Below are 21,415 nucleotides of genomic sequence, written 5' to 3' on the forward strand. Positions count from 1 at the left end.
AGATTATTTTTGCGCTACAAAATAGTTTTAACCAAGAGAGATGAATATCACAACATTGTTGAATAAGGTGTATTTTGCCCCTCGCCTAAGGAAAATCGACTTCTATGCTAACCGCGCAGGAGAACTACAGCACAAGGTGCTGGAGCGTTTGGTGTGTATGGCCGAAAATACGGAATGGGGAAAGAAATATGATTATAAGAGCATCCATACTTATGAAGATTTCAAGAAGCGCCTTCCCATACAAACCTATGAAGAGGTTAAGCCGTATGTAGAACGTCTGCGCGCAGGAGAACAAAACTTGCTTTGGCCGTCGGAGATACGTTGGTTTGCCAAGTCTTCGGGTACAACAAACGACAAGAGCAAATTCCTGCCCGTCAGCAGAGAGTCGTTGAATGATACTCATTATCAAGGCGGCAAAGATGCAGTTGCCATCTACCTGGGACAGAATCCTAACAGCCGTTTCTTCTCTGGAAAAGGCTTGATTCTGGGCGGAAGCCACAGTCCCAACCTCAATTCCAGACATAGCTTAGTAGGCGACCTTTCTGCCATCCTGATACAGAACGTATATCCGTTGGTGAATTGCGTCCGCGTCCCAAGCAAAAAGATTGCTCTCATGAGCGACTTCGAGAGCAAGATGGTAGCTATAGCCAACAGCACCATTTCTCAAAATGTAACCAATCTGTCCGGTGTCCCCTCATGGATGCTGGTACTCATTAAGCATATTCTTGAAAAGACAGGTAAACAATCTCTGGAAGAGATATGGCCCAACCTGGAAGTCTTCTTCCACGGTGGTGTTGCCTTCACTCCTTATCGTGAGCAATATAAAGAAGTGATCCGTTCATCCAACATGCACTATGTGGAGACGTACAATGCTTCCGAAGGTTACTTTGGCACACAGAACGATCCGAATGACCCCTCCATGTTGCTAATGATTGACTACGGGATCTTCTATGAATTCATTCCACTGGAAGATGTGGACAAAGAAAATCCGCGCATCTACTGTCTGGAAGAAATAGAGGTGGAAAAGAATTATGCATTGGTCATCTCCACCTCCGCCGGCCTGTGGCGCTACATGATTGGAGATACTGTAAAGTTCACGCAGAAAGACCCGTATAAGTTTGTCATCACCGGACGCACAAAGCATTTCATCAATGCTTTTGGAGAAGAGCTAATTGTGGATAATGCAGAAAGAGGTCTGGCAAGAGCCTGCGAATCTACCGGAGCACTGATTTCCGATTATTCGGCGGCACCTGTATTCATGGACGCCAAAGCTAAATGCCGCCACCAATGGCTGATAGAGTTTGCCCAGATGCCGGATAATATAGAAAAGTTTGCCAAGATATTGGATGATACACTGAAAGAAGTAAACTCTGACTACGAGGCTAAACGCCAGAATAACCTTGCCTTGCAACCATTGGAAGTGATTATTGCCCGCAAAGAACTGTTCCATGACTGGCTGGCACAGAAAGGGAAACTGGGCGGACAGCACAAGGTGCCACGGTTGAGTAATACAAGGCAGTATATTGAGGAAATGCTGGAACTGAATAAAGTTTCCTGAAGCACACCCGATTCTTCGGTACCGTACTGCCAATGTTTTGCCAAAGCTGTGGCAAAGTCTTGCCAACACGGTGGCAAAAGTTTGCCAAGGCTGTGGCAAAAGTTTGCCAACACGGTGGCAAAACATTGGCAAAGTAACGGGGAGGATTATCCTATGGTGACAAGCAAGCTCACCACACCTATCAGAAGTTATAAGCCAGCCCTATCCCCAATATCTCCTTGAACTGTACCTTCGGTCCTCTCTGAGTGCCATCATCCTCAAAGGTCTTCACATCATTGTCATACTTCAGGGTCATATTCAACGTTGCAGACAGCACTTTATTGATTTTCATACTGATAAGTACATCCCAGTTAACATCCACATTACCAAAGTCTTTGCTATAAGGAGTAAAAAAATCAGCAGTAGTAATCAGATTCACATTCTCCATGACGGGCAATTCCGCACGAGCTTTCAGATAAGCACCGGCTTCAATCTTGAAGTGATCGCCCGGGTCGACACCGAAAGAACCTAAATCCGAAAGATAATCATCGCATACAAAAGTCATCTTGGTAGATGCGGGAGAAAGGAAGATAGAATAATTGCTCTTCGGGCGGTACTCCATACCTAAAGCAACATTGGAGTAGGCCGGAGCAAAGAAATTGGAAATATAATGGCTTTTGTCGGGATAATTATATCCTTTGGCGAACTGGGTATTCAGGTCCGCCATAACGGTATAGAACCACACATTATTAGTAGAATATCCTAACTGGGTAGACAGCCCTATCTTATCGGAACTTTTCCTCATTCCTTGAGATTTGGTCTTCGACAAACCATAATCGAGCACCAGATTCGTCACCCACAACCAGTTTCCACTTTTATGTGTCAACGAACCATTCAGGTAAGCATTGCCCGCCACGGAGTTCTCACCGCCGGCTGACCAGTTCGACATAGCAGTTTGCGACATATTCACACCTGTCACACCTTTCAGTACCCATGCTCCCTCTTTATATCCCTTATCATCCGTCTGGGCATAGACGATTGTTGCCAGAGCGGCAAACAATATCATAAAATATATACGTTTCATACGGTTATTCAATTTAATTGTTTCACAAAAACAAGACGTCTTTCTATTACAAACAGAGTAAACTATTTTTTGTTCGAGAACCAATAAAAGAATAATTGATGAGAACGTTATACTATGATTCCTCCCCCAAGCAGTAGTCCCGCTTCGTCATAGAATGCGGCTGCCTGTCCGGAGGCAATGGATTCGAGTGGTTCGTGGAGTTGTACATGGAGATGATTCTCTTCTGTCCGGCTGACTGTGCAACGGTTCGCCTGTTTACGATAGCGTATCTTGACGATGACATCATCACGATGGAGCAAGCGGGCATCATCTACTATATTCCAGTCTTTCAGCAGCATTTCGTTTTTGTACAGGGATGAGAGAGGGGCGAGCACTACTTCATTCGTTTCCTTTCTGAGTTCTTTAACAAAGACAGGACGATTCAGATGAATTCCCAAGCCTCTACGTTGCCCTATTGTATAGAAAGGATATCCCTCGTGCCAACCTAAGAAATCCCCGCTTTCATCGACGAATCTTCCTTTTCCCAGCAGTAGTTCAGGGGAAACTTCACGGAGCAGAAAAGAGCGGTAGTCCATCGGACAGAAACAAACGCCCAGACTGTCTTTCTTCGTTGCCGCCCGCTCGAAGCCTCTTTTAGCGGCATAAGCACGCACTTCGCTCTTTGTCCAGTCGCCCATCGGAAGAAGCATACGTTCCAGAATATCCTGCTTCAGGCCCCACAGGAAGAAAGTCTGGTCTTTGTCCCGGTCGGCAGCCGGGGCTATGAAATAGGAACCATCCAGGAAGACTTTACGCACATAGTGCCCCGTCGAAACCCAATAAATGCCCATTTCATCGGCAATCTTTGCCAACAAGGGCCACTTCAACTCATTATTGCAGAGGGTGCAAGGCACAGGGGTACGGGCGGAAAGGTATTCATGGATGAAGTAACTGACAATACGTTCACGGAACAATCGGCGTGCATCATAGATGATATGCGGGATGTTCAGACGGGAAGCGAGGCGGCGGGCATCTTCCAGATGCTCTTCAAAGCCCTCGGAATCATAGAAACGGAACGTGACCCCGGTTACCTCATAACCGGCTTCCTGCAATAACATGGCGGCAACAGAACTATCGGTGCCACCACTCATTCCCAACAACACACGCTTCTTTTCCATACGAATAGGTTGGCAAAAGTAGATAATCTTCAAAAGAAAAACAATCAAACCCTTATTTTTATATCTTTGCCATTATTGAGCTAATACACACAAATATGAGAACTAAAAACGCACTCTATGCAGGCCTGTGCACACTCTTCATGTTAACCTCGGCCATGTGCTGCGACGAAGATGCCAGTGAAGGTATCATTGAACTAACAGGCATCAAGTTGGAACAATACGACAACTCCGGAGCACATCCCGTTAGTATTGAAAACGGGCTATGCCCCAAAGAAGCCTATCTGATACGTATCACCCCGATTGCCGATTATTACTATAGTATAAATACACTAAAGTCTCCCATCATAGCTTTCCGCATCCTTACACTGACCGACTTCAACAAAGATTATCCTGCGGGAAGTGATGTATACAATTTGTTCAAAGAATATCCTCCGATGTTGCTGGGCGAAAACCTCAGCGGGTACAGCCTCAGCAGTGATTGTCTGGAGAAGGGACAGCCTATCACCACCTTAGACCAGGGTGCTTTCTACAAGGTACTGTTAACTTATCCGCAACCGGGAACTTATCAATTTCGCATTGAACTGGAAACAGAAGACGGCGCTATCCTTGCAGAAGAAACCGAAGTCAACCTTTACTAATCAGTCCCACTTTAAACCAATACTTTCATGAGAGCCATCTACTACACCTTGATATGCTTCAGCCTGTTTATTGCCATAAGCACACAAGCCCATGCACAAAAGGAATCAACACGCCGAAACGAGCATTTCGTCGACCTTGCATTCGGTGCGGAATTCAACACGTCTTCTTATAAAAGTCCGATTGGAGAAATTGCTTTCCAAGGCAAGCAGCGGGCGTTTGCAAGTATAACAATGAGATACCAGTATTTCTTCCACAAGCATTGGGGAGTTTCGCTGAGTTTAAACTCCAATGGTTCGTCACCTTATTCGGAAGAAAGGTTAATGAGTAAGATGGAGGCACAGCCATCGCCCCATTACTATACCTACACCGGTTCTATGGATAAAGAGAATATTATGCAAGCCACTTATACCATAGGAGCCATGTACCGTCAGGACATACATTCATGGAGCTTCAGGCCTTATCTCGCGCTTGGCTGCGCACAATATATGCACGCAAGCACAATAGACTATCTCCGTAAAGAGGAAGGGAATAATCAAGTGGAACAAGTGAAAGTCACCGTCGGCAACAACAAGAATCTTCAATACGGGTTCTGCCTCTCTCCGGGCATTTACGTCTCCAAAGCAATAGCCCGCATCGTGTCCCTGACGGCAGACCTTTCCTATACGGTGCACACACGAGAGTTCGCAGCACACTATCAGCGCAGCAATATATACACTCACGAAGTTTTAGAACAATATAATATAAAAGAAACACCGGGAAACTATCTGAACCTGAGAGTGGGACTGAGTATCCGGTTTGCAAAGAACAAACATTAAGAAAAAGAACCGAAGAACTAATTATTTATGAAATTGTTGTAACTTTGTGCTTTTAAATGAATTAAATATCAAACGTTATGGAACATCAACTGACGATTTACAACACCTTAGATAGGAAAAAGGAGTTATTCGTGCCTTTGCACGCTCCACACGTAGGGATGTATGTCTGCGGTCCTACCGTTTACGGTGACGCGCATCTGGGACATGCACGCCCAGCCATCACCTTCGATTTACTTTTCCGCTACCTTACCCATCTGGGCTACAAGGTGCGTTATGTGCGCAACATTACCGATGTAGGCCATCTGGAACATGATGCCGACGAAGGCGAAGATAAGATTGCAAAGAAGGCCCGTCTGGAACAGTTGGAACCGATGGAAGTGGTGCAATATTACGTAAACCGCTACCACAAAGCTATGGAAGCGCTCAACGTACTTCCGCCCAGCATCGAGCCGCATGCTTCGGGACACATCATCGAACAGATACAGCTTGTCAAGGAAATCCTGGACAACGGCTATGCTTACGAAAGCGAAGGTTCCGTCTACTTTGATGTAGAGAAGTATAATAAAGATTACCATTATGGAAAGTTGTCCGGACGCAATCTGGATGATGTACTGAATACCACCCGCGAACTGGACGGACAAACAGAGAAACATAATCCTGCCGACTTCGCCCTTTGGAAGCGTGCCCAGCCGGAACACATCATGCGCTGGCCCTCTCCGTGGAGTGACGGTTTCCCGGGCTGGCACTGCGAATGTACGGCTATGGGCAAGAAGTATCTCGGTGAGCATTTCGATATTCACGGTGGCGGCATGGACCTTATCTTCCCTCATCACGAATGTGAAATCGCACAATCGGTAGCGTCACAAGGCAATGACATGGTGCACTACTGGATGCACAACAATATGATTACCATCAACGGACAGAAGATGGGTAAGTCCTATGGTAACTTCATCAATCTGGATGAGTTCTTCAACGGCTCACACAAGTTGCTGGCACAGGCTTACAGCCCGATGACCATCCGCTTCTTCATCCTGCAGGCACACTATCGCAGCACGGTGGACTTCAGCAACGAAGCCCTGCAAGCTGCCGAAAAGGGACTGGCACGACTGATGGATGCCGTGAACGGATTGGAGAAGATTACGCCGTCCGCTACCTCCAGTGTAGACGTCAAGTCGGTGCGTGAGAACTGCTACGAAGCAATGAATGATGATTTGAACACTCCTATCGTCATCGCCCACCTCTTCGATGGCGCCCGTATGATAAACAATATCATTGCAGGCAACGACACCATCACTGCCGAAGACTTGAAAGACCTGAAAGACACCTTCCACCTCTTCTGCTTCGACATCCTGGGACTGAAAGAAGAAAACGACTCGAACGAAGAGCGTGAAGTTGCTTTCGGCAAGGTAGTGGACATGTTGCTGGAGCAACGCATGAAAGCGAAAGCCAATAAAGACTGGGCTACTTCCGACCAGATACGTGACGAGCTAACCGCTCTCGGTTTCGCTATTAAAGATACAAAAGACGGTTGCGAGTGGAAACTGAATAAGTAATTCCACTGCCTGACTTCCTAAAAAAAAAGGCTGCCTCCCTCCGATTCCTAAAAATCGAGGGAGGCAGCACCATTTAAAAAAGGAGAGTTTTAATAAGGTATCATGTCAGAAAGAATACGTTCCTTGTACCAGGGGTCATCTATTGCTTTCAACTCTTTACCCATCTCACGGCAAAGTTCTGCAACAATCTCCTGATTCTCTTCCAACGGAAGATTATTCATCTGGTAAGGGTTTTTTTCATCATCAAACAACAGGCTCTTCTTCAACTTATGGTCTTTCTTATCAATATAGAAAGCCAAAGTATAACGTGCCGTCTTGTATCCTCTTGACGAAGGAAAGTAAGTCTGTACTTTGCCTTCCGCATCTTTTTCTCCATCCAGGTTCTGGATATACAAAGCACCGCCGGGACGTTCAATTTCTGCCTTTTCATCGAAGAAGAGAGGTGCCCAGTTGCGTCCCTGCACATTGGTAGGGATAGAATCGCCAAGACCACACAAGCCTAAAACCGTCGGCATGATATCGGGGGCAGACATCAGAAGATTATCTACACGCGGCTGGATATGTCCGGGATAGCGCACCAGGAATGGGATATTCATAGACTCGGAATACGGAGAGTTCTTCGGGTCGTCCGTAAACTGACTGCACATGGTTTCGCCGTGGTCGGAAGCAAAGATAACAATTGTATTTTTATCCAATCCCTGCGCTTTCAACGTTTCCAGTATTTGTCCGAATGCACGGTCCACACCGGTGACGGAAGCAAAATAGTAACGGACGCTCTCTGCCTTCTCACGTTTCTTGTCAGCATTAGGACGGATGAGCAGACTATCCAGAGGCTGGTCTTTATACAGGTTGAAATCCTCTTCCATACAGTCGTTCAATGAACGATACGGGCTATGAGGCGGATTCATACCTACCATAATGAAGAATGGTTTCTTCGGGTCGCGCACATTCCCTTCGTTTTTCAGATAGGAAACCACCATGCCGGATTCATGCAACGGCGACCATTCCTTCGGTTCATGGCGTTCTCCTTCTGTGTCCCAGTAATGAGGATTCTTATGTTCGTCGAATGTACCGTAAGAATACCAGTAGTTGAAACCATGACGGCGTTCTTTCGGTGTATAGGCATCCCATGCAGGCACACGGTCTTCTACATACTGACCGGGGCGTTGCGGATCGTTCGGCGTAGGGAAATCGGCATGCAGTTTACCAAAGTAAGCACAATCATAGCCCGATTTACTGAACACATCGCCTATACAGTCCACATCATCACGCAAAGAGCTGATGGGGCGGCTCGAATTGCAATTCAAAGGTACACCACTCTTGTTAGGATACATACCCGTCAGCAACATTCCCCGGTGGGGGCTGCTCAACGGACAGTTGCTCTGAGCCGAACTCAACACCAGCGCTTCACGGGCAAAGTTGTTCAGATTAGGTGTATGCACCGGGTCGTTGCGGAAGTTCACCTTGTCGCGAAACCCGTCTTGTCCCCAGAATTCCATTGCCTGATTGCGGTACTGGTCTGGGAAGACATAAATAACATTTGGAAGTTGTGCCTGCTCTCCCTGCTGAGTTTTGCAGCCTTGCAGGGCAAACAGGCCCAAGCCTCCTAAAAACAAACTAAACCGATTTATCATTCTATTTTTATTTGTTGCACACAGAGGCATAGAGACGCAGAGATTTCAGTAAATTGGTAAAATGAGATAACTCTGTGCCTCTGTGTTTATATATTTATTCCTTAAAACAATTTCTTGTTAGCCTCCAAGTCTCTTTTACGCATGATTCCTTCCAGGAAGTAGTAATCTGCATAGTTCAACGGAACATCAATCTCAGCACCATGAGGAATACTGCCTACGGAGTGCATCAGAATGAAGTTACCATTCGTCCCTACTTCAGCACGATAGGCCGGAGAGCCGAGGTTTTCCATTATCTTATCTGCAGTTTCTTTATAATTCTTACCCGGGATATAGGTGCTCAGCTCATACAAAGCAGATGCTGTACAAGCCGCTGCCGAAGCATCACGCGGTTCATTAGGAATATTGGGGGCATCAAAGTCCCAATACGGAACAAGGTCTTCCGGCAGGTTCGGGTTATTAAAGATAAAGTTATAAATCTTTTCTGCCATATCCAGATACTTCTGGTCGTGAGTATAACGATAACACATGGTGTATCCGTAGAGCGCCCATGCTTGTCCGCGTGCCCAGGCAGATTCGTCAGCATACCCTTGTGCAGTCTGTCTCTTACGCACTTCACCGGTTACGGGGTCATAGTCCACTACATGGTAACAACTGTTGTCGGGGCGGAAGTGATGCTCCATGGTGGTATCGGCATGCTTCACAGCAACATTATAATAAGTAGAGTCACCCGAAAGTTTGGATGCTTCGAACAACAGTTCCAGATTCATCATATTGTCGATGATAACCGGACATTTCCAGCCACGTTCGGCCTGCCAGCCTTTATCGGCATCCCAGGATTGCAACACTCCTGCTGCCGGACGGAAACGAGTAGAGAGTGACTTGGCAGTCTGGATAATTACCGGTTTATATTCCTCTTTATTGGCAAAACGATATCCGTTCAGGTAACTGCTGCCAATCATAAAGCCTACATCATGATGCCAGGTGAGGTATTGCACAGAGTCTAGTGCTTCAGTATACTTCTCAGCCAACGGCAACCATTTCTTGTCGCCTGTCAGTTCATACGTATACCAGATATTTCCGGGGAAGAAACCGGAACACCAGTCATCAATGGGCACATAAACAATGCTACCGTCTTTGTTGATGGTTCTTGGATTCAAGATTTTCCCTGATTTCTCGATAATGTCGGTCTGAATAGTTTCTTGCGCCACCGCATTATCAATATTCTCCTGAATAAAGTTGTTCTCAGGCTGCTTTTTCTGACCTGTGCAACTTGCCAAAACAAGGAGAGATACTCCCAATGTTGTGAGGATTGTTTTCATAATAATGATTTATTTATTAAAGTTTCATATTCTTTCGACAGCAAATGTAGCGCAGATTCGCAGAAAAGACCCTCATAAATTATCCAGTAAAAGGGCAAAATTGTTACATTTGCACATAAATCATATAGATTGAACTCTTTAATCATATAGAAAACATGACCCCACAAGAATTTTTCAAGAAAGACCGCTTTGCGGAACAAACCGGTGTAGAACTGCTGGAAGTGCGCGAAGGATATAGCAAAGCACAGCTCATAATCACGGAAGAACACCTCAATGCCGGACATCGCACGCAAGGCGGAGCCATCTTCACCCTTGCCGACCTGGCACTGGCCGCTGCTGCCAATTCGCACGGCGCACTGGCTTTCTCCCTTTCTTCCAATATCACTTTTCTGCGTGGCAGCGGTCCGGGCGATACGCTCTATGCCGAAGCACGCGAACGGTACATCGGACGGACAACCGGATATTATCAGATAGATGTTACGAATCAGGACGGCAAACTGATTGCCACATTCGAGTCCAGTGTATTCAGAAAAGGAGACCCGCTACCATTCAGAGTCTGAGAGTGACAAGTTACAAGCTATCTCACTTCTTCCCAACCACCGAAGTCATCGGATAGCGATTACCCTGAACACTCTTCAGGAAAGCTTTTGCCGAGCCGAAGTTAAGATACATATCCAAACGAATGGGGAGGTGGTTCTTGTCATCTGAAATGAAGAAAGTAATCACCTCTTTTTCTTTCCCCTTCTTGTATTCCACAAAAGAGAAGACAAGGCAACGATAAATAGTGTCATTATTCGCCTTTATATCTTCTTTCCCACGATAAATCAGCGTTTGTTCTTCTACCCTACGGCCGGTAGCCATAGGGAACATTATGCGATCGCCCACTTTATAATCATCCGGATTGTAAGAACGCGCCTGTGCCAGAATGCTCAGCATGTCAAAAATACAACGGGTATCGCTGTACTCCATTTCCTGTGGTGGATGGTCGCGCCACGTACGTTTTTGCTTCACATGAGACAATCCGTCCTTATAGGAGAACCAAGCTTCGTCCACCGTATAGCGGTCTCCTTCTTCTGCCGCCTTACGGAAGTAGAGCGGCTCCAGTTTTTCCGTGACATAACATGTCAACGTATCGCGCATCTTAAAGAAGAAATCCGTCTTCTTACTACCCACTGAAAGCAAATTGAAGCGGTAGGCAGGTTGCGACTGGTAAGTAGTGGAGAAAGTCGTCAGGCTTGCCAGCCCAACCTTCTTCCATATAAACTTCCAATTAAAGTACAAATCATACATCACATGCTCACCGGACTGGAATGCGGTATTTTGCGCCGTACATTGCGCTCGAGCAGGAATAGCAATAGTTAGCAAAAGGGCTCCTAACAGACAGAATACCCATCCACGCTTACCGGCGATTGCCGGAGTTGCGGTTATTTTGATTTTTCTTTTTCTTGTCTTCATCTGGTTTTTGTTTTTTGAGTTCTACCGGTTTCTGTTTATCCAGCGGCTTTTCATGTATATTCCAGGTCTGCGTCAGGTCAAAGTTGGCCTTTAGCTCTATCACCTGGGGATAATAGTACACCTTTTCCGGTTGCCGTTTATCTTCATATTTTCCGGTATCCCACACACCGTTTCCATTAGTATCATTGATGAGGCGCGCACCATATTTGCCCGGGTTCAGGAAGTAGAAATCCGCCCGTCCGTCGACAACAGGCACCGTGCGCACCACTTTGTCCTGTCCGTCCAGCAACTCTACGAATGCTACCGAATCCGCCCCGCTCACATTGTAGTAAATCTGCCCGTATTCTTCGGGCTTCTTTACCTTGAATTCTTTCTTTATCTTATCGGTAAACAGGCCATATATTCCATGAAAAGCCATAGAGTCCACCTCAAAGGTATAACTCTCGCCGGGTTCCCAATCCGCATAAACATTGTAACGCATCAGGTTCAGCGAGTCCGGCACAAAGTCGAAAGCAACATCCCGCCATAAGCTGTCCACCTTCTGCCTTAAATGAATGGCGCTATCGGCAACACTTGCCAGCGGTTCAGTGAAGGTGAAAGTGATATAATCATAAATATCCATCGTGCCCGGAGCATATACATCAACAGGAAGGAAAATGGTTGGTTCCACATACTCTTTGCCTTCCTTCTCCGCCTTCTTTTTGGCTTTTTCTAATTCCTTCTCCTTCTTTTCCCGCTCTTTTTCCAACTCTTTCTCCGATTTTGGTCTGAGTTTAGATACAAGTTTCAGCGTATCCGTGCGAGGCACCAGCTTATTCAGCGTATCCGTATACAGATAGCTAAGGCTCATTTTCAGCGTATCCATCTGATAAATCAAAGAGTCCCTTATCCAATAATTGAGCGTATCAATACGCCCGGTAGGCATCTCCACGATAAAAGCATCGGTTTCATCGAAGTTCAGCCCCTTCAACAGTGGCAGACTATCTGCTGTGGCCGAGAAGTAGAAAGAGAACTTCCGGGGTTCGGGGCGCTCACTTTTGATGAGACGTTGTGAAGAAATCAGTTCCTTGAAGCAACGCAAAATAACATCATCCGGAGAATAGTGGGTATACGTCCTCTCCACAATTGTATCTACCGTTAAGGAATCTTTCCAAAGGGTATCAAAGCGTACCCGTTCATCCATGGATGGAATAATCAGAGAATCCTCGAAAGCTATGATTTCGCTGGGCTGGCTATAATAAAAGTTCTGGTCGGCATCCTGCAATCCGTAAATGCGATATTCGCCCGGAGCTACCCCCCGGATGGTGAAATGTCCGCGACTATCGGTACGCCCTACCCGTTCAAAAGGCTTCGTGGTAAAGGCGGAGTCAGCCAGATTAGAGTGCATACCTACCAGCATTCCTTTCACCGGCTCCAGATTTGCCGCATTCAGCACAGTGCCCGAAACGACCATCGAGTCAAGAGCGGTACCTGTGGAAAAAGTAAATCCGAAGTCAGGCAACGGATTGCCCTCGTTATTATCCTGAATAGCATCTGAGAAGTCTATCGTATAAGTAGTGTTCGGCTTGAGTGAATCTTTCAGGTTGATGATAACCCTCTTCCCGTTGGATTTTATCTCCGGCTGTTGCACCTGAGGTGGGGAAATCACGATTTTCTCCCCCGGTTTCTCAAGCTTGATGAACTCGTCGAATTCAATCGAAACTCTCTTCCGGTTATTATTGAGTGCACCCGGCGCCGGCGTACTACTTACAAAGCGTGGAGGAGTCTCATCATAAGCACCACCCTCCGGACGCCCGATACTGGCGCAGGAATAAAGTACAGCAGCAACGGCGGCAACACCCGCCAAACGATTGAAAAGAGGTTTCATATTCGAATATTTGTTACGTAACATCCTGCAAAAATAAAGGTTATCCATTAATAAGCAGTATGCTTTACAGTATTTTAATCAAAAAAGAGCAATATAGTATTTAAAAACAGATGATAACAGGGAAAGGTTCGTTCCCAGACAGGTAGTCAACGGTAATCAATCGTTGAATTTAATTCAGAACCCGCCCAATAACCAATTAAACCCAACGATTGGTCTGTCTATATAATCAGTCCTATGCAAATTCGGTACAGATTCGGTATAAACTTGGTACAAATTCGGTTAAATATCATTTTTTATGGGAAAGAACCGAGTTTGCTAAAAGGAATTATCAAATATATACAGACGAAAATAGGAACTAAAGAAGGAAGGATAATTATTCACCAGTACCCACTACGCAAACCATCTCTATAACCCTAAGAAGTCCTCTATATATAATAGATGTATGAAACATAGTTAAAAATGCGTCAATATAGAACTAATCTGTTCAAAAATAGATAATTTTGCACTCTGAAAACCGAGAGAGTGCTTTTAGTTTTCCCTTTGCCTACCGTGCAATCCAACTATGACAAGACATAAAAGCCTTTATTCATCAAAATGAAAAAATAAACCAAAAGACAGAGAATAATTACGAGTATGAAGAGTAGATTGATTTTATTGGCATGCTGTTGCCTGTCACTGTTCAGTTGTGGACAAGGTGACAAAACTACGGGTAAAACACCCGAATTCGCAGTAATTACAGTGAATACCACCACTGCTAATTTGACAAATAGTTATCCAGCGACTATTAAAGGTAAACAAGATGTAGAAATTCGCCCGATGGTAAGCGGTTTCATCACCAAACTGCACGTGGACGAGGGCTCCGTAGTACGTAAGGGACAGGTGCTGTTCAGCATCGACCCCGTACAGTATCAGGCTGCTGTGAACTCAGCTAAAGCTGCTGTTGAAACAGCCAAAGCTGCCGTGAACACGCAGGAACTCACCGTGAATAATAAGCGTGAACTGAATAAGAAAAACATCATCAGTGACTACGATCTGCAAATGGCCGAAAACCAATTGGCACAAACCAGAGCACAATTGGCACAAGCTGAAGCACAATTAGTAAACGCCAAGAACAATCTGTCGTATACCAGTGTAACCAGCCCCAGTGATGGTGTAGTAGGTACTATCCCCTACCGTGTAGGTAGCTTGGTCAGCCCTTCCGTAGCCACTCCGCTGACTACCGTTGCCGATATTTCCGAAATGTTCGCTTACTTCTCCATGACCGAAAGACAATTGTTGTCACTGATACACGAAGGTGGCAGCATCAAGGAGATTCTGGAGAAAATGCCTGCCGTACAACTGCAACTGATCGATGGAACCATATACGCCGATAGCGGACGTGTAGAGACCATCAGTGGCGTTATTGACCAGAAGACAGGCTCTGTAAATATGCGCGCCCTTTTCCCCAACCAACGCAACATCCTGCGTAGTGGTGGTACGGGTAACATAGTATTCCCTAATCCTATGACAGATGTCATTATGATACCGCAGTCGGCTACCACGGAAATTCAGGACAAGAAATTCGTCTTTGTAGTACAGCCTGACAACACTTTGAAGAATACCGAAGTACAAGTGTTCAAACTGAACGACGGCAAGTATTACTACGTGACCGAAGGTTTGAAAGCTGGCGACAAAGTTGTAATTGAAGGCGTTCAGAACCTGAGAGACGGAGCAGCTATCAGCCCTATCACTCCTGCCGAGAAAGAAGCCGAGTATCAGAAAGCGCTGCAAGACCAAAAAGACGGTAATATCCAGACGGCGTTTAATTAAGGTTTAACGATTAGTGATAAATGATTAGCAACTTATTAATCACTCATCACTAACCCCTAATCACTAAATAACATGAAATTAGATAGATTTATTAATCGTCCGGTGCTATCCACGGTAATCTCCGTGTTGATAGTTATCCTGGGACTTATTGGTTTGGCAACGCTGCCTATTACCCAATATCCGGACATTGCCCCCCCAACCGTATCAGTGCGTGCCACCTATACGGGTGCCAACGCCCAAACGGTATTGAACTCTGTCATCGCACCGCTGGAAGACCAGATCAATGGTGTGGAGAACATGATGTACATGACTTCCAATGCCACCAACAGCGGTTCTGCCGACATTTCCATTTACTTCAAACAAGGAACCGACCCGGATATGGCGGCCGTCAACGTACAGAACCGTGTGTCTATGGCACAAGGTCTGCTGCCTGCCGAAGTTACCAAAATCGGTGTAACCACACAGAAAAGACAAACTTCCATGTTGATGGTATTCTCTATTTACGATGAGACGGACCAGTACAGCATTGAATTCCTTGAAAACTATGCCAACATCAACCTTATCCCTGAGGTGAAACGTGTGGCCGGTGTAGGTGATGCTATGGTGCTGGGTACAGACTACTCCATGCGTATCTGGCTGAAACCCGACATCATGGCACAATACAAACTGATTCCCAATGACGTAGCCGCAGTTCTGGCAGAACAAAATATTGAAGCTGCCCCGGGACAATTCGGCGAACGCGGTAATCAGACATTCCAATACACGATACGTTACAAAGGACGTCTGCAACAAGCAGAAGAATTTGAAAACATCGTTATCAAAGCACAAGAAAACGGAGAAGTACTCCGCCTGAAAGACATTGCCGACATTGAGTTGGGACGTCTGACTTATGGCTTCAACAATACCGTAAACGGACACAAGGCCGTTAGTTGTATCGTATTCCAGATGGCAGGTAGTAATGCTACGCAGACCATCAAAGACCTGGAAGAACTGCTGAACGACTATTCAGAGAAACTGCCTTCCGGTTTGCAGATCAACATTGCACAGAGTGCCAACGACTTCTTGTTCGCTTCTATCCACGAGGTTATCAAGACACTGATCGAGGCCTTCATCCTGGTATTTATCGTAGTATATATCTTCTTGCAGGATATACGTTCTACATTGATTCCGGCAATTGCCATTCCGGTAGCTTTGATTGCAACATTCTTCGTGCTGAAACTCATTGGTTTCAGTATCAACTTGCTGACCCTCTCGGCCATGGTGCTCGCCATTGCGATAGTGGTCGACGACGCCATAGTCGTCGTCGAGGGTGTCCATGCGAAGTTAGACCAGGGGTATAAGTCTGCCCGTGCCGCTTCCATCGACGCCATGAGTGAATTGGGTGGTGCCATCGTTTCTATTACACTGGTGATGATGTCCGTATTTATCCCGGTAAGTTTCATGGGTGGTACGGCAGGTACGTTCTACCGGCAGTTCGGTCTGACGATGGCTATCGCTATCGGTTTCTCCGCATTGAACGCGTTGACACTGAGTCCGGCATTGTGTGCCATCTTCCTGAAGCCGCACGATGAACATGGTGAAAAGAAGTCTACTTTCGTCAGCCGTTTCCACACAGGTTTCAATGTGGCTTACGACAAAATGCTGAAGAAATATAAGAACCACGTACTCTTCTTCATCCAAAAGAAGTGGTTGTCTTTCGGTCTTGTGATAGCATCCATCGTGCTGTTGATATTCTTTATGAAGATTACTCCGACGGGTATGGTGCCCAATGAAGATACGGGTACCATCATGGGTGTAGTAACCTTGCCTCCGGGCACTTCACAGGAACGTGCACAAGAAGTGCTGCACCGTGTGGACAGCCTGGTAGCTGCCGAACCTGCCGTTGCATCCCGTACGGTTATCTCCGGTTATAGCTTCATCGGTGGTCAGGGACCTTCTTACGGTTCTATCATCATCAAGCTGAAAAACTGGGAAGAACGTTCTACGATGCAGAACTCCAACATTGTTTACATCACGCTCTTCATGCGTGCACAGAAGATTATCAAGGAAGCGCAAGTATTGTTCTTCGCTCCTCCTATGATTCCGGGTTACTCTGCATCCAGCGACATCGAGTTGAACATGCAGGATAAGACTGGTGGTGACCTGAACCACTTCTTCGATGTAGTGAACAACTACACCGCCGCACTGCAGGCACGTCCGGAAATCAACTCCGCCAAGACGACCTTCAACCCTAATTTCCCGCAATATATGCTGGACATCGACGCAGCAGCCTGTAAAAAAGCAGGTCTCAGCCCGAGCGATATCCTCAGCACGATGCAGGGATACTTCGGCGGTCTGTATGCTTCCAACTTCAACAGTTTCGGTAAGATGTACCGCGTAATGGTTCAGGCAGAACCCGAAGCAACGAAGAATCTGGAATCGTTGTCGAGCATCAAGGTGCGCAATGGCGACGAGATGGCTCCTATTACCCAGTTCGTCTCTATTAAGAAGGTGTATGGCCCGGACATCATCAGCCGTTTCAACCTCTACACTTCTATGAAGGTGATGGTTGCACCTGCTTCCGGTTATACTTCCGGTCAGGCACTGGCTGCCATCTCCGAAGTTGCCAAAGAGAACCTGCCTACTGGTTTTGCATATGAGCTGGGTGGTATGGCACGTGAAGAGGCTGAAACCAGTGGCAGTACCACCGGTTTGATCTTTGTGCTCTGCTTCGTATTCGTTTACCTGTTGCTGAGTGCACAGTACGAAAGTTACATCCTGCCTCTTGCCGTGTTGTTGTCTATTCCATTCGGTCTGTTGGGTAGCTTCCTGTTCGTCAACGGTATGAGTGCCATCGGTAACATATCCGTCCTGAAGATGATAATGGGGTCCATGTCGAACGACATTTATATGCAGATTGCATTGATTATGTTGATGGGTCTGTTGGCGAAGAACGCCATCTTGATTATTGAGTTTGCCCTCGACCGTCGTAAGATGGGTATGAGTATCACATGGGCAGCCGTACTGGGTGCCGCCGCCCGTCTGCGCCCCATTCTGATGACGTCATTGGCTATGATTGTCGGTTTGATTCCGTTGATGATTGCTTCCGGTGCGGGAGCTAACGGTAACCGTACACTGGGTACCTCGGCTATCGGTGGTATGTTGATCGGTATGATATTGCAGATTTTCATTGTACCTGCGTTGTTCGTGGCATTCCAATATCTGCAAGAGAAATTCAAGCCGATGGAATGGGCCGATGTGGACAATTCGGATGCAGAACCGGAAATAGAACAATATACTAAGTAGTTAGTAGTAAGTAGTTAAGTAGTAAGTAGAAGATACTTTAGAAATGAATATGAAGAAACAAATAGTAACCTTGATGTGTGCAACTGCTTTGCTGAGCAGTTGCCACATCTACAAATCATACGACAGACCCGAAGACATTACGGCTGCCGGACTGTATCGTGACACGACAGCCGTGAACGATACACTTGCCGCCGATACTGCCAATTTCGGCAACCTGCCCTGGAGGGAAGTCTTTACCGACCCTCAGTTGCAAGCACTTATTGAACAAGCACTCGCTAACAATCCTGATCTGCGCAGTGCTGCCCTGAATGTAAAAAAGGCTGAAGCTGCCCTCATGTCTGCACGTCTGGCTTATGCCCCCACACTGGCATTGTCTCCGCAAGGAACCGTAAGCAGCTGGGATAAGGGAAAAGCGACACAGACTTACTCGCTCCCCGTAACAGCAAGCTGGCAAATCGACCTTTTCGGTCAGATACTGAACCCGAAACGCGCAGCAAAGGTATCACTGAAACAGACGCAGTTCTATGAACAAGCCGTGCAGACACAGGTGATTGCCAATGTAGCCAACATGTACTACACTTTGCTGATGCTCGACCGCCAGTTGCAAATCACTGAAGAAACTGCCGAAATCCTGAAAAAGAATGTGGAAACCGTAGAGGCCATGAAAGATGCAGGCATCTACAACACCACTTCCGCCGGAGTAGAACAGACTCGTGCTGCTTATGCACAAGTATTGGCATCCCTGCCCAACATGCGCCAAAGCATCCGCGAAACAGAGAATGCTTTGTGTCTGATGCTACATCAACCTGCACAGAGCATCAAACGCGGCGTATTGGAAGAACAACAATTACCGACAGAATTCTCCGCCGGTGTCCCCATACAGTTGTTGTCCAATCGTCCTGACGTGAAAGCAGCCGAAATGGCTCTTGCTGCAAGCTATTACGATACTAACAGTGCACGCGCAGCCTTCTACCCGCAGATTACGATAAACGGTTCTGCCGGATGGACCAACAGTGCCGGTTCGGCTATTGTAAATCCCGCTAAGTTGCTGGCTTCCGCAGTAGGTTCGTTGACGCAGCCATTGTTCTATCGCGGTGCCAATATCGCCCGCCTGAAACAGGCCAAAGCACAGGAGGAGCAATCCAAAATTCAGTTCCAGAATGCTCTTCTGAATGCCGGAAATGAAGTAAGCAATGCTTTGTATCAATATCAAATGACCACAGAAAAAGCTGTTTCTCGTGATATTCAGGTAAATTCTGCCCGCAAAGCTGCAGAAGATACAAAAGAATTGTTTAACTTAGGCACGTCAACGTACCTCGAAGTGCTGTCCGCCGAGCAATCTTACCTCAGCGCACAAACCTCTGAGGTATCCGATACCTTCGACCGCATGCAGGCTGTGATTAGTCTGTATCAGGCACTCGGAGGAGGAAGAGAATAATATCAGTTATTAGTTATTAGTGATTAGTTATTTGCTATCAAAGAAACGAACCACTGGTAACTAATAACTAATCACTAATAACTAATAACTATGATAAGTCCATTAGCATTTGTAGATTCTGCCGCAAAGCTCGGCAAGAATGTAACAGTTCAGCCTTTCGCATATATCGAAGGCGATGTAGAGATTGGCGATGATTGCATAATCATGTCTGGTGCACGCATTCTCGAAGGTACTCGTATGGGACAAGGCAACAAAGTGCATCATGGCGCCGTACTCGGTACTACTCCGCAAGATTTCCACTATACGGGTGAAAAGAGTCTACTGATTATCGGTGACAAGAACGATATTCGCGAAAATGTAGTCATAAGCCGTGCCACGCACGAAGGCGATGCTACGCGTATCGGCAACGAGAACTTCCTCATGGACGGTGTACACCTCTGCCATGACGTGCAAATCGGTAACCACTGTGTAATAGGACTCAAGACTATCTTAGCCGGTGATTGCATTGTTAATGACTACACGATTTTGAGTAGCAACGTCATTCTGCAACAAAAGTGCCACATCGGAAGTTGGGTACTGATACAATCAGGATGCCGCATCGCGAAGGATGTTCCACCTTATGTCATCATGAATGGTAATCCAGCAGAGTATCATGGCATCAATGCCATAGTACTGCAAAGCCAGCATCAGGTTTCCGACCGCATTTTGCGCCATATTGTAAATGCTTACCGGTTGATTTATCAAGGTAACTTCAGTATACACGATGCTTTACAAAAAATTGAAGACCAAGTACCGATGAGTGATGAGATACACAATATCATCAACTTTGTACGGGGTTCGAAAGGTATTGTGAGGTAAAAAAATACTTTCTAATAACAGGAAGGTGCATCAAAGGCTTTGTGTTTTTGATACACCTTCTTTTTTGTTATCTTTGCGCCATCTTACCCACACAGATTATGAGAAAGAAAAGCAAGAAACAAAAGAATAGTAAGAACCAACTAATGCTACTGATAGTCCTGATAGTATGTGGCATCATCACCGCCTATCAGACAATCCCCTCCAAAGAAGACGCTGTAGACAGCAAACCGATAGAAGCCGTTGCCCAGAATACCCTCCAAGACTCCGACGTCTACATCAAACAAACCACTGCCCCCGGCACCCCCGAAATCCTTCTGCAACGCACCGGATACCTCGTATCCTATAACTCCAACACCCGCATTGCAAACTGGGTAGCCTGGAAATTAACTCCCGAACGTTTAAAAGAAAATACCGAGCGTATCAACAACTTCCATCCTGACCCTGACTTGCCTAAAACGAAAGCCGTCACCACACAAGACTATAAAGGCAGTGGCTGGGATCGCGGCCACCTCTGCCCGGCAGGCGACAACAAATGGAGTCGCCAAGCCATGATAGAAAGTTTCTATATGACCAATATCTGCCCGCAGCACCACAACCTGAACCGTGGAGACTGGAACGAACTCGAACAGAAATGCCGAAAATGGGTAAAGAAAGACAGTTGCCTGTACATCGTAGCCGGGCCCATCTTCTACAACCGTAAGCCGCAAACGATAGGCGAGCACAAGGTTGCCGTACCCGATGCCTTTTTCAAGGTGATACTCTCTTTGCATAAAAAGCCGAAAGCCATCGGTTTTATCTATAAAAATAATGAGGGAAATAATCCGTTGGATGCTTATGTGAATACAGTGGACGAAGTGGAGCGGATAACAGGAATAGACTTCTTCCCCACTCTTCCTGATGATATAGAAAGAGCGGTAGAAGCAAGCTATAATCTGAAGGACTGGAAATAGTCAGAGTCCTTTTAA

General features: G+C 46.2%; 16 protein-coding genes. 10 read left to right on the forward strand and 6 right to left on the reverse strand.

Translation table 11 applies throughout. From position 1 onward, the window contains the following. The first annotated feature begins 40 nt into the window (after positions 1 to 40). Complete coding sequence (locus HMPREF9447_RS10650; RefSeq protein ID WP_009129736.1) at positions 41 to 1,558, forward strand: GH3 auxin-responsive promoter family protein; 1,518 nt, start codon at positions 41 to 43, stop codon at positions 1,556 to 1,558. A 181-nt stretch (positions 1,559 to 1,739) separates the two neighbouring features. On the opposite strand, the gene HMPREF9447_RS10655 is transcribed toward HMPREF9447_RS10650, so the two are convergent. Together HMPREF9447_RS10655 and mnmA are read right to left on the reverse strand one after the other, a co-directional pair. Continuing rightward, complete coding sequence (locus HMPREF9447_RS10655; RefSeq protein WP_009129737.1) at positions 1,740 to 2,621, reverse strand: DUF3078 domain-containing protein; 882 nt, start codon at positions 2,619 to 2,621, stop codon at positions 1,740 to 1,742. A 107-nt stretch (positions 2,622 to 2,728) separates the two neighbouring features. Continuing rightward, positions 2,729 to 3,778: a tRNA 2-thiouridine(34) synthase MnmA gene (mnmA, locus tag HMPREF9447_RS10660; RefSeq protein ID WP_044138133.1), complete on the reverse strand. Its 1,050-nt coding sequence runs from the start codon at positions 3,776 to 3,778 to the stop codon at positions 2,729 to 2,731. A 95-nt stretch (positions 3,779 to 3,873) separates the two neighbouring features. On the opposite strand from mnmA, the gene HMPREF9447_RS10665 reads away from it, so the two are divergent. The 3 genes from HMPREF9447_RS10665 (at position 3,874) to cysS (ending at position 6,785) form a co-directional block, all read left to right on the forward strand. Further along, positions 3,874 to 4,416 carry a DUF5034 domain-containing protein gene (locus HMPREF9447_RS10665; RefSeq protein ID WP_009129739.1) on the forward strand — a complete coding sequence of 181 codons (543 nt, stop codon included), beginning with the start codon at positions 3,874 to 3,876 and terminating at the stop codon, positions 4,414 to 4,416. Between the two features lie 27 nt (positions 4,417 to 4,443). Then, the gene (locus HMPREF9447_RS10670) at positions 4,444 to 5,232 is read left to right on the forward strand and encodes a hypothetical protein (protein WP_009129740.1); all 789 of its coding nucleotides are present in this window, start codon (positions 4,444 to 4,446) and stop codon (positions 5,230 to 5,232) included. 77 nt (positions 5,233 to 5,309) lie between these two features. After that, on the forward strand, positions 5,310 to 6,785 hold the full coding sequence (cysS, locus tag HMPREF9447_RS10675) for a cysteine--tRNA ligase (RefSeq protein WP_009129741.1): 1,476 nt from the start codon (positions 5,310 to 5,312) through the stop codon (positions 6,783 to 6,785). Positions 6,786 to 6,874: 89 nt separating this feature from the next. Here cysS and HMPREF9447_RS10680 read toward each other — a convergent pair whose 3' ends face one another. Together HMPREF9447_RS10680 and HMPREF9447_RS10685 are read right to left on the reverse strand one after the other, a co-directional pair. Beyond that, positions 6,875 to 8,419: a sulfatase family protein gene (locus tag HMPREF9447_RS10680; RefSeq protein ID WP_009129742.1), complete on the reverse strand. Its 1,545-nt coding sequence runs from the start codon at positions 8,417 to 8,419 to the stop codon at positions 6,875 to 6,877. A gap of 101 nt (positions 8,420 to 8,520) precedes the next feature. Then, positions 8,521 to 9,738 (reverse strand): glycoside hydrolase family 88 protein, encoded by a 1,218-nt coding sequence (locus tag HMPREF9447_RS10685; protein WP_009129743.1) that lies wholly within the window; start codon positions 9,736 to 9,738, stop codon positions 8,521 to 8,523. A gap of 155 nt (positions 9,739 to 9,893) precedes the next feature. Between HMPREF9447_RS10685 and HMPREF9447_RS10690 the strand changes: the two genes are divergently transcribed. Beyond that, on the forward strand, positions 9,894 to 10,298 hold the full coding sequence (locus HMPREF9447_RS10690) for a PaaI family thioesterase (RefSeq protein WP_009129744.1): 405 nt from the start codon (positions 9,894 to 9,896) through the stop codon (positions 10,296 to 10,298). 22 nt (positions 10,299 to 10,320) lie between these two features. Here the strand turns inward: HMPREF9447_RS10690 and HMPREF9447_RS10695 are convergent, their stop codons facing one another. Beyond that, a complete protein-coding gene (locus HMPREF9447_RS10695; RefSeq protein ID WP_009129745.1) occupies positions 10,321 to 11,193 on the reverse strand; it encodes a DUF3108 domain-containing protein in 873 nt (290 codons plus the stop codon). Further along, positions 11,138 to 13,060: an Ig-like domain-containing protein gene (locus HMPREF9447_RS10700; RefSeq protein WP_044137999.1), complete on the reverse strand. Its 1,923-nt coding sequence runs from the start codon at positions 13,058 to 13,060 to the stop codon at positions 11,138 to 11,140. The genes HMPREF9447_RS10695 and HMPREF9447_RS10700 overlap by 56 nt, the downstream gene beginning before the upstream one ends. Before the next feature lie 633 nt (positions 13,061 to 13,693). Here HMPREF9447_RS10700 and HMPREF9447_RS10705 point away from each other — a divergent pair. The 5 genes from HMPREF9447_RS10705 to HMPREF9447_RS10725 all read left to right on the forward strand — a co-directional run bounded on the left by HMPREF9447_RS10705 (position 13,694) and on the right by HMPREF9447_RS10725 (position 21,400). Further along, positions 13,694 to 14,869, forward strand: a complete 1,176-nt coding sequence (locus HMPREF9447_RS10705) for an efflux RND transporter periplasmic adaptor subunit (protein ID WP_009129747.1) — start codon at positions 13,694 to 13,696, stop codon at positions 14,867 to 14,869. A 72-nt stretch (positions 14,870 to 14,941) separates the two neighbouring features. Further along, the gene (locus HMPREF9447_RS10710) at positions 14,942 to 18,154 is read left to right on the forward strand and encodes an efflux RND transporter permease subunit (RefSeq protein ID WP_009129748.1); all 3,213 of its coding nucleotides are present in this window, start codon (positions 14,942 to 14,944) and stop codon (positions 18,152 to 18,154) included. 49 nt (positions 18,155 to 18,203) lie between these two features. Continuing rightward, a complete protein-coding gene (locus HMPREF9447_RS10715; protein WP_044138135.1) occupies positions 18,204 to 19,592 on the forward strand; it encodes a TolC family protein in 1,389 nt (462 codons plus the stop codon). A 90-nt stretch (positions 19,593 to 19,682) separates the two neighbouring features. After that, a complete protein-coding gene (gene lpxA / locus HMPREF9447_RS10720) occupies positions 19,683 to 20,450 on the forward strand; it encodes an acyl-ACP--UDP-N-acetylglucosamine O-acyltransferase (RefSeq protein ID WP_009129750.1) in 768 nt (255 codons plus the stop codon). Positions 20,451 to 20,548: 98 nt separating this feature from the next. Further along, the gene (locus HMPREF9447_RS10725) at positions 20,549 to 21,400 is read left to right on the forward strand and encodes a DNA/RNA non-specific endonuclease (protein WP_044138001.1); all 852 of its coding nucleotides are present in this window, start codon (positions 20,549 to 20,551) and stop codon (positions 21,398 to 21,400) included. The last annotated feature ends 15 nt before the right edge of the window (positions 21,401 to 21,415 follow it).

It is taken from the genome of Bacteroides oleiciplenus YIT 12058 (assembly GCF_000315485.1).
GTDB lineage: Bacteria > Bacteroidota > Bacteroidia > Bacteroidales > Bacteroidaceae > Bacteroides > Bacteroides oleiciplenus.

Excerpts from the sequence above, each read along its gene's own strand:
- HMPREF9447_RS10650 (WP_009129736.1), top strand. The coding sequence starts at position 41 with ATGAATATCACAACATTGTTGAATAAGGTGTATTTTGCCCCTCGCCTA.
- HMPREF9447_RS10655 (WP_009129737.1), bottom strand. The coding sequence starts at position 2,621 with ATGAAACGTATATATTTTATGATATTGTTTGCCGCTCTGGCAACAATC.
- mnmA (WP_044138133.1), bottom strand. The coding sequence starts at position 3,778 with ATGGAAAAGAAGCGTGTGTTGTTGGGAATGAGTGGTGGCACCGATAGT.
- HMPREF9447_RS10665 (WP_009129739.1), top strand. The coding sequence starts at position 3,874 with ATGAGAACTAAAAACGCACTCTATGCAGGCCTGTGCACACTCTTCATG.
- HMPREF9447_RS10670 (WP_009129740.1), top strand. The coding sequence starts at position 4,444 with ATGAGAGCCATCTACTACACCTTGATATGCTTCAGCCTGTTTATTGCC.
- cysS (WP_009129741.1), top strand. The coding sequence starts at position 5,310 with ATGGAACATCAACTGACGATTTACAACACCTTAGATAGGAAAAAGGAG.
- HMPREF9447_RS10680 (WP_009129742.1), bottom strand. The coding sequence starts at position 8,419 with ATGATAAATCGGTTTAGTTTGTTTTTAGGAGGCTTGGGCCTGTTTGCC.
- HMPREF9447_RS10685 (WP_009129743.1), bottom strand. The coding sequence starts at position 9,738 with ATGAAAACAATCCTCACAACATTGGGAGTATCTCTCCTTGTTTTGGCA.
- HMPREF9447_RS10690 (WP_009129744.1), top strand. The coding sequence starts at position 9,894 with ATGACCCCACAAGAATTTTTCAAGAAAGACCGCTTTGCGGAACAAACC.
- HMPREF9447_RS10695 (WP_009129745.1), bottom strand. The coding sequence starts at position 11,193 with ATGAAGACAAGAAAAAGAAAAATCAAAATAACCGCAACTCCGGCAATC.
- HMPREF9447_RS10700 (WP_044137999.1), bottom strand. The coding sequence starts at position 13,060 with ATGAAACCTCTTTTCAATCGTTTGGCGGGTGTTGCCGCCGTTGCTGCT.
- HMPREF9447_RS10705 (WP_009129747.1), top strand. The coding sequence starts at position 13,694 with ATGAAGAGTAGATTGATTTTATTGGCATGCTGTTGCCTGTCACTGTTC.
- HMPREF9447_RS10710 (WP_009129748.1), top strand. The coding sequence starts at position 14,942 with ATGAAATTAGATAGATTTATTAATCGTCCGGTGCTATCCACGGTAATC.
- HMPREF9447_RS10715 (WP_044138135.1), top strand. The coding sequence starts at position 18,204 with ATGAAGAAACAAATAGTAACCTTGATGTGTGCAACTGCTTTGCTGAGC.
- lpxA (WP_009129750.1), top strand. The coding sequence starts at position 19,683 with ATGATAAGTCCATTAGCATTTGTAGATTCTGCCGCAAAGCTCGGCAAG.
- HMPREF9447_RS10725 (WP_044138001.1), top strand. The coding sequence starts at position 20,549 with ATGAGAAAGAAAAGCAAGAAACAAAAGAATAGTAAGAACCAACTAATG.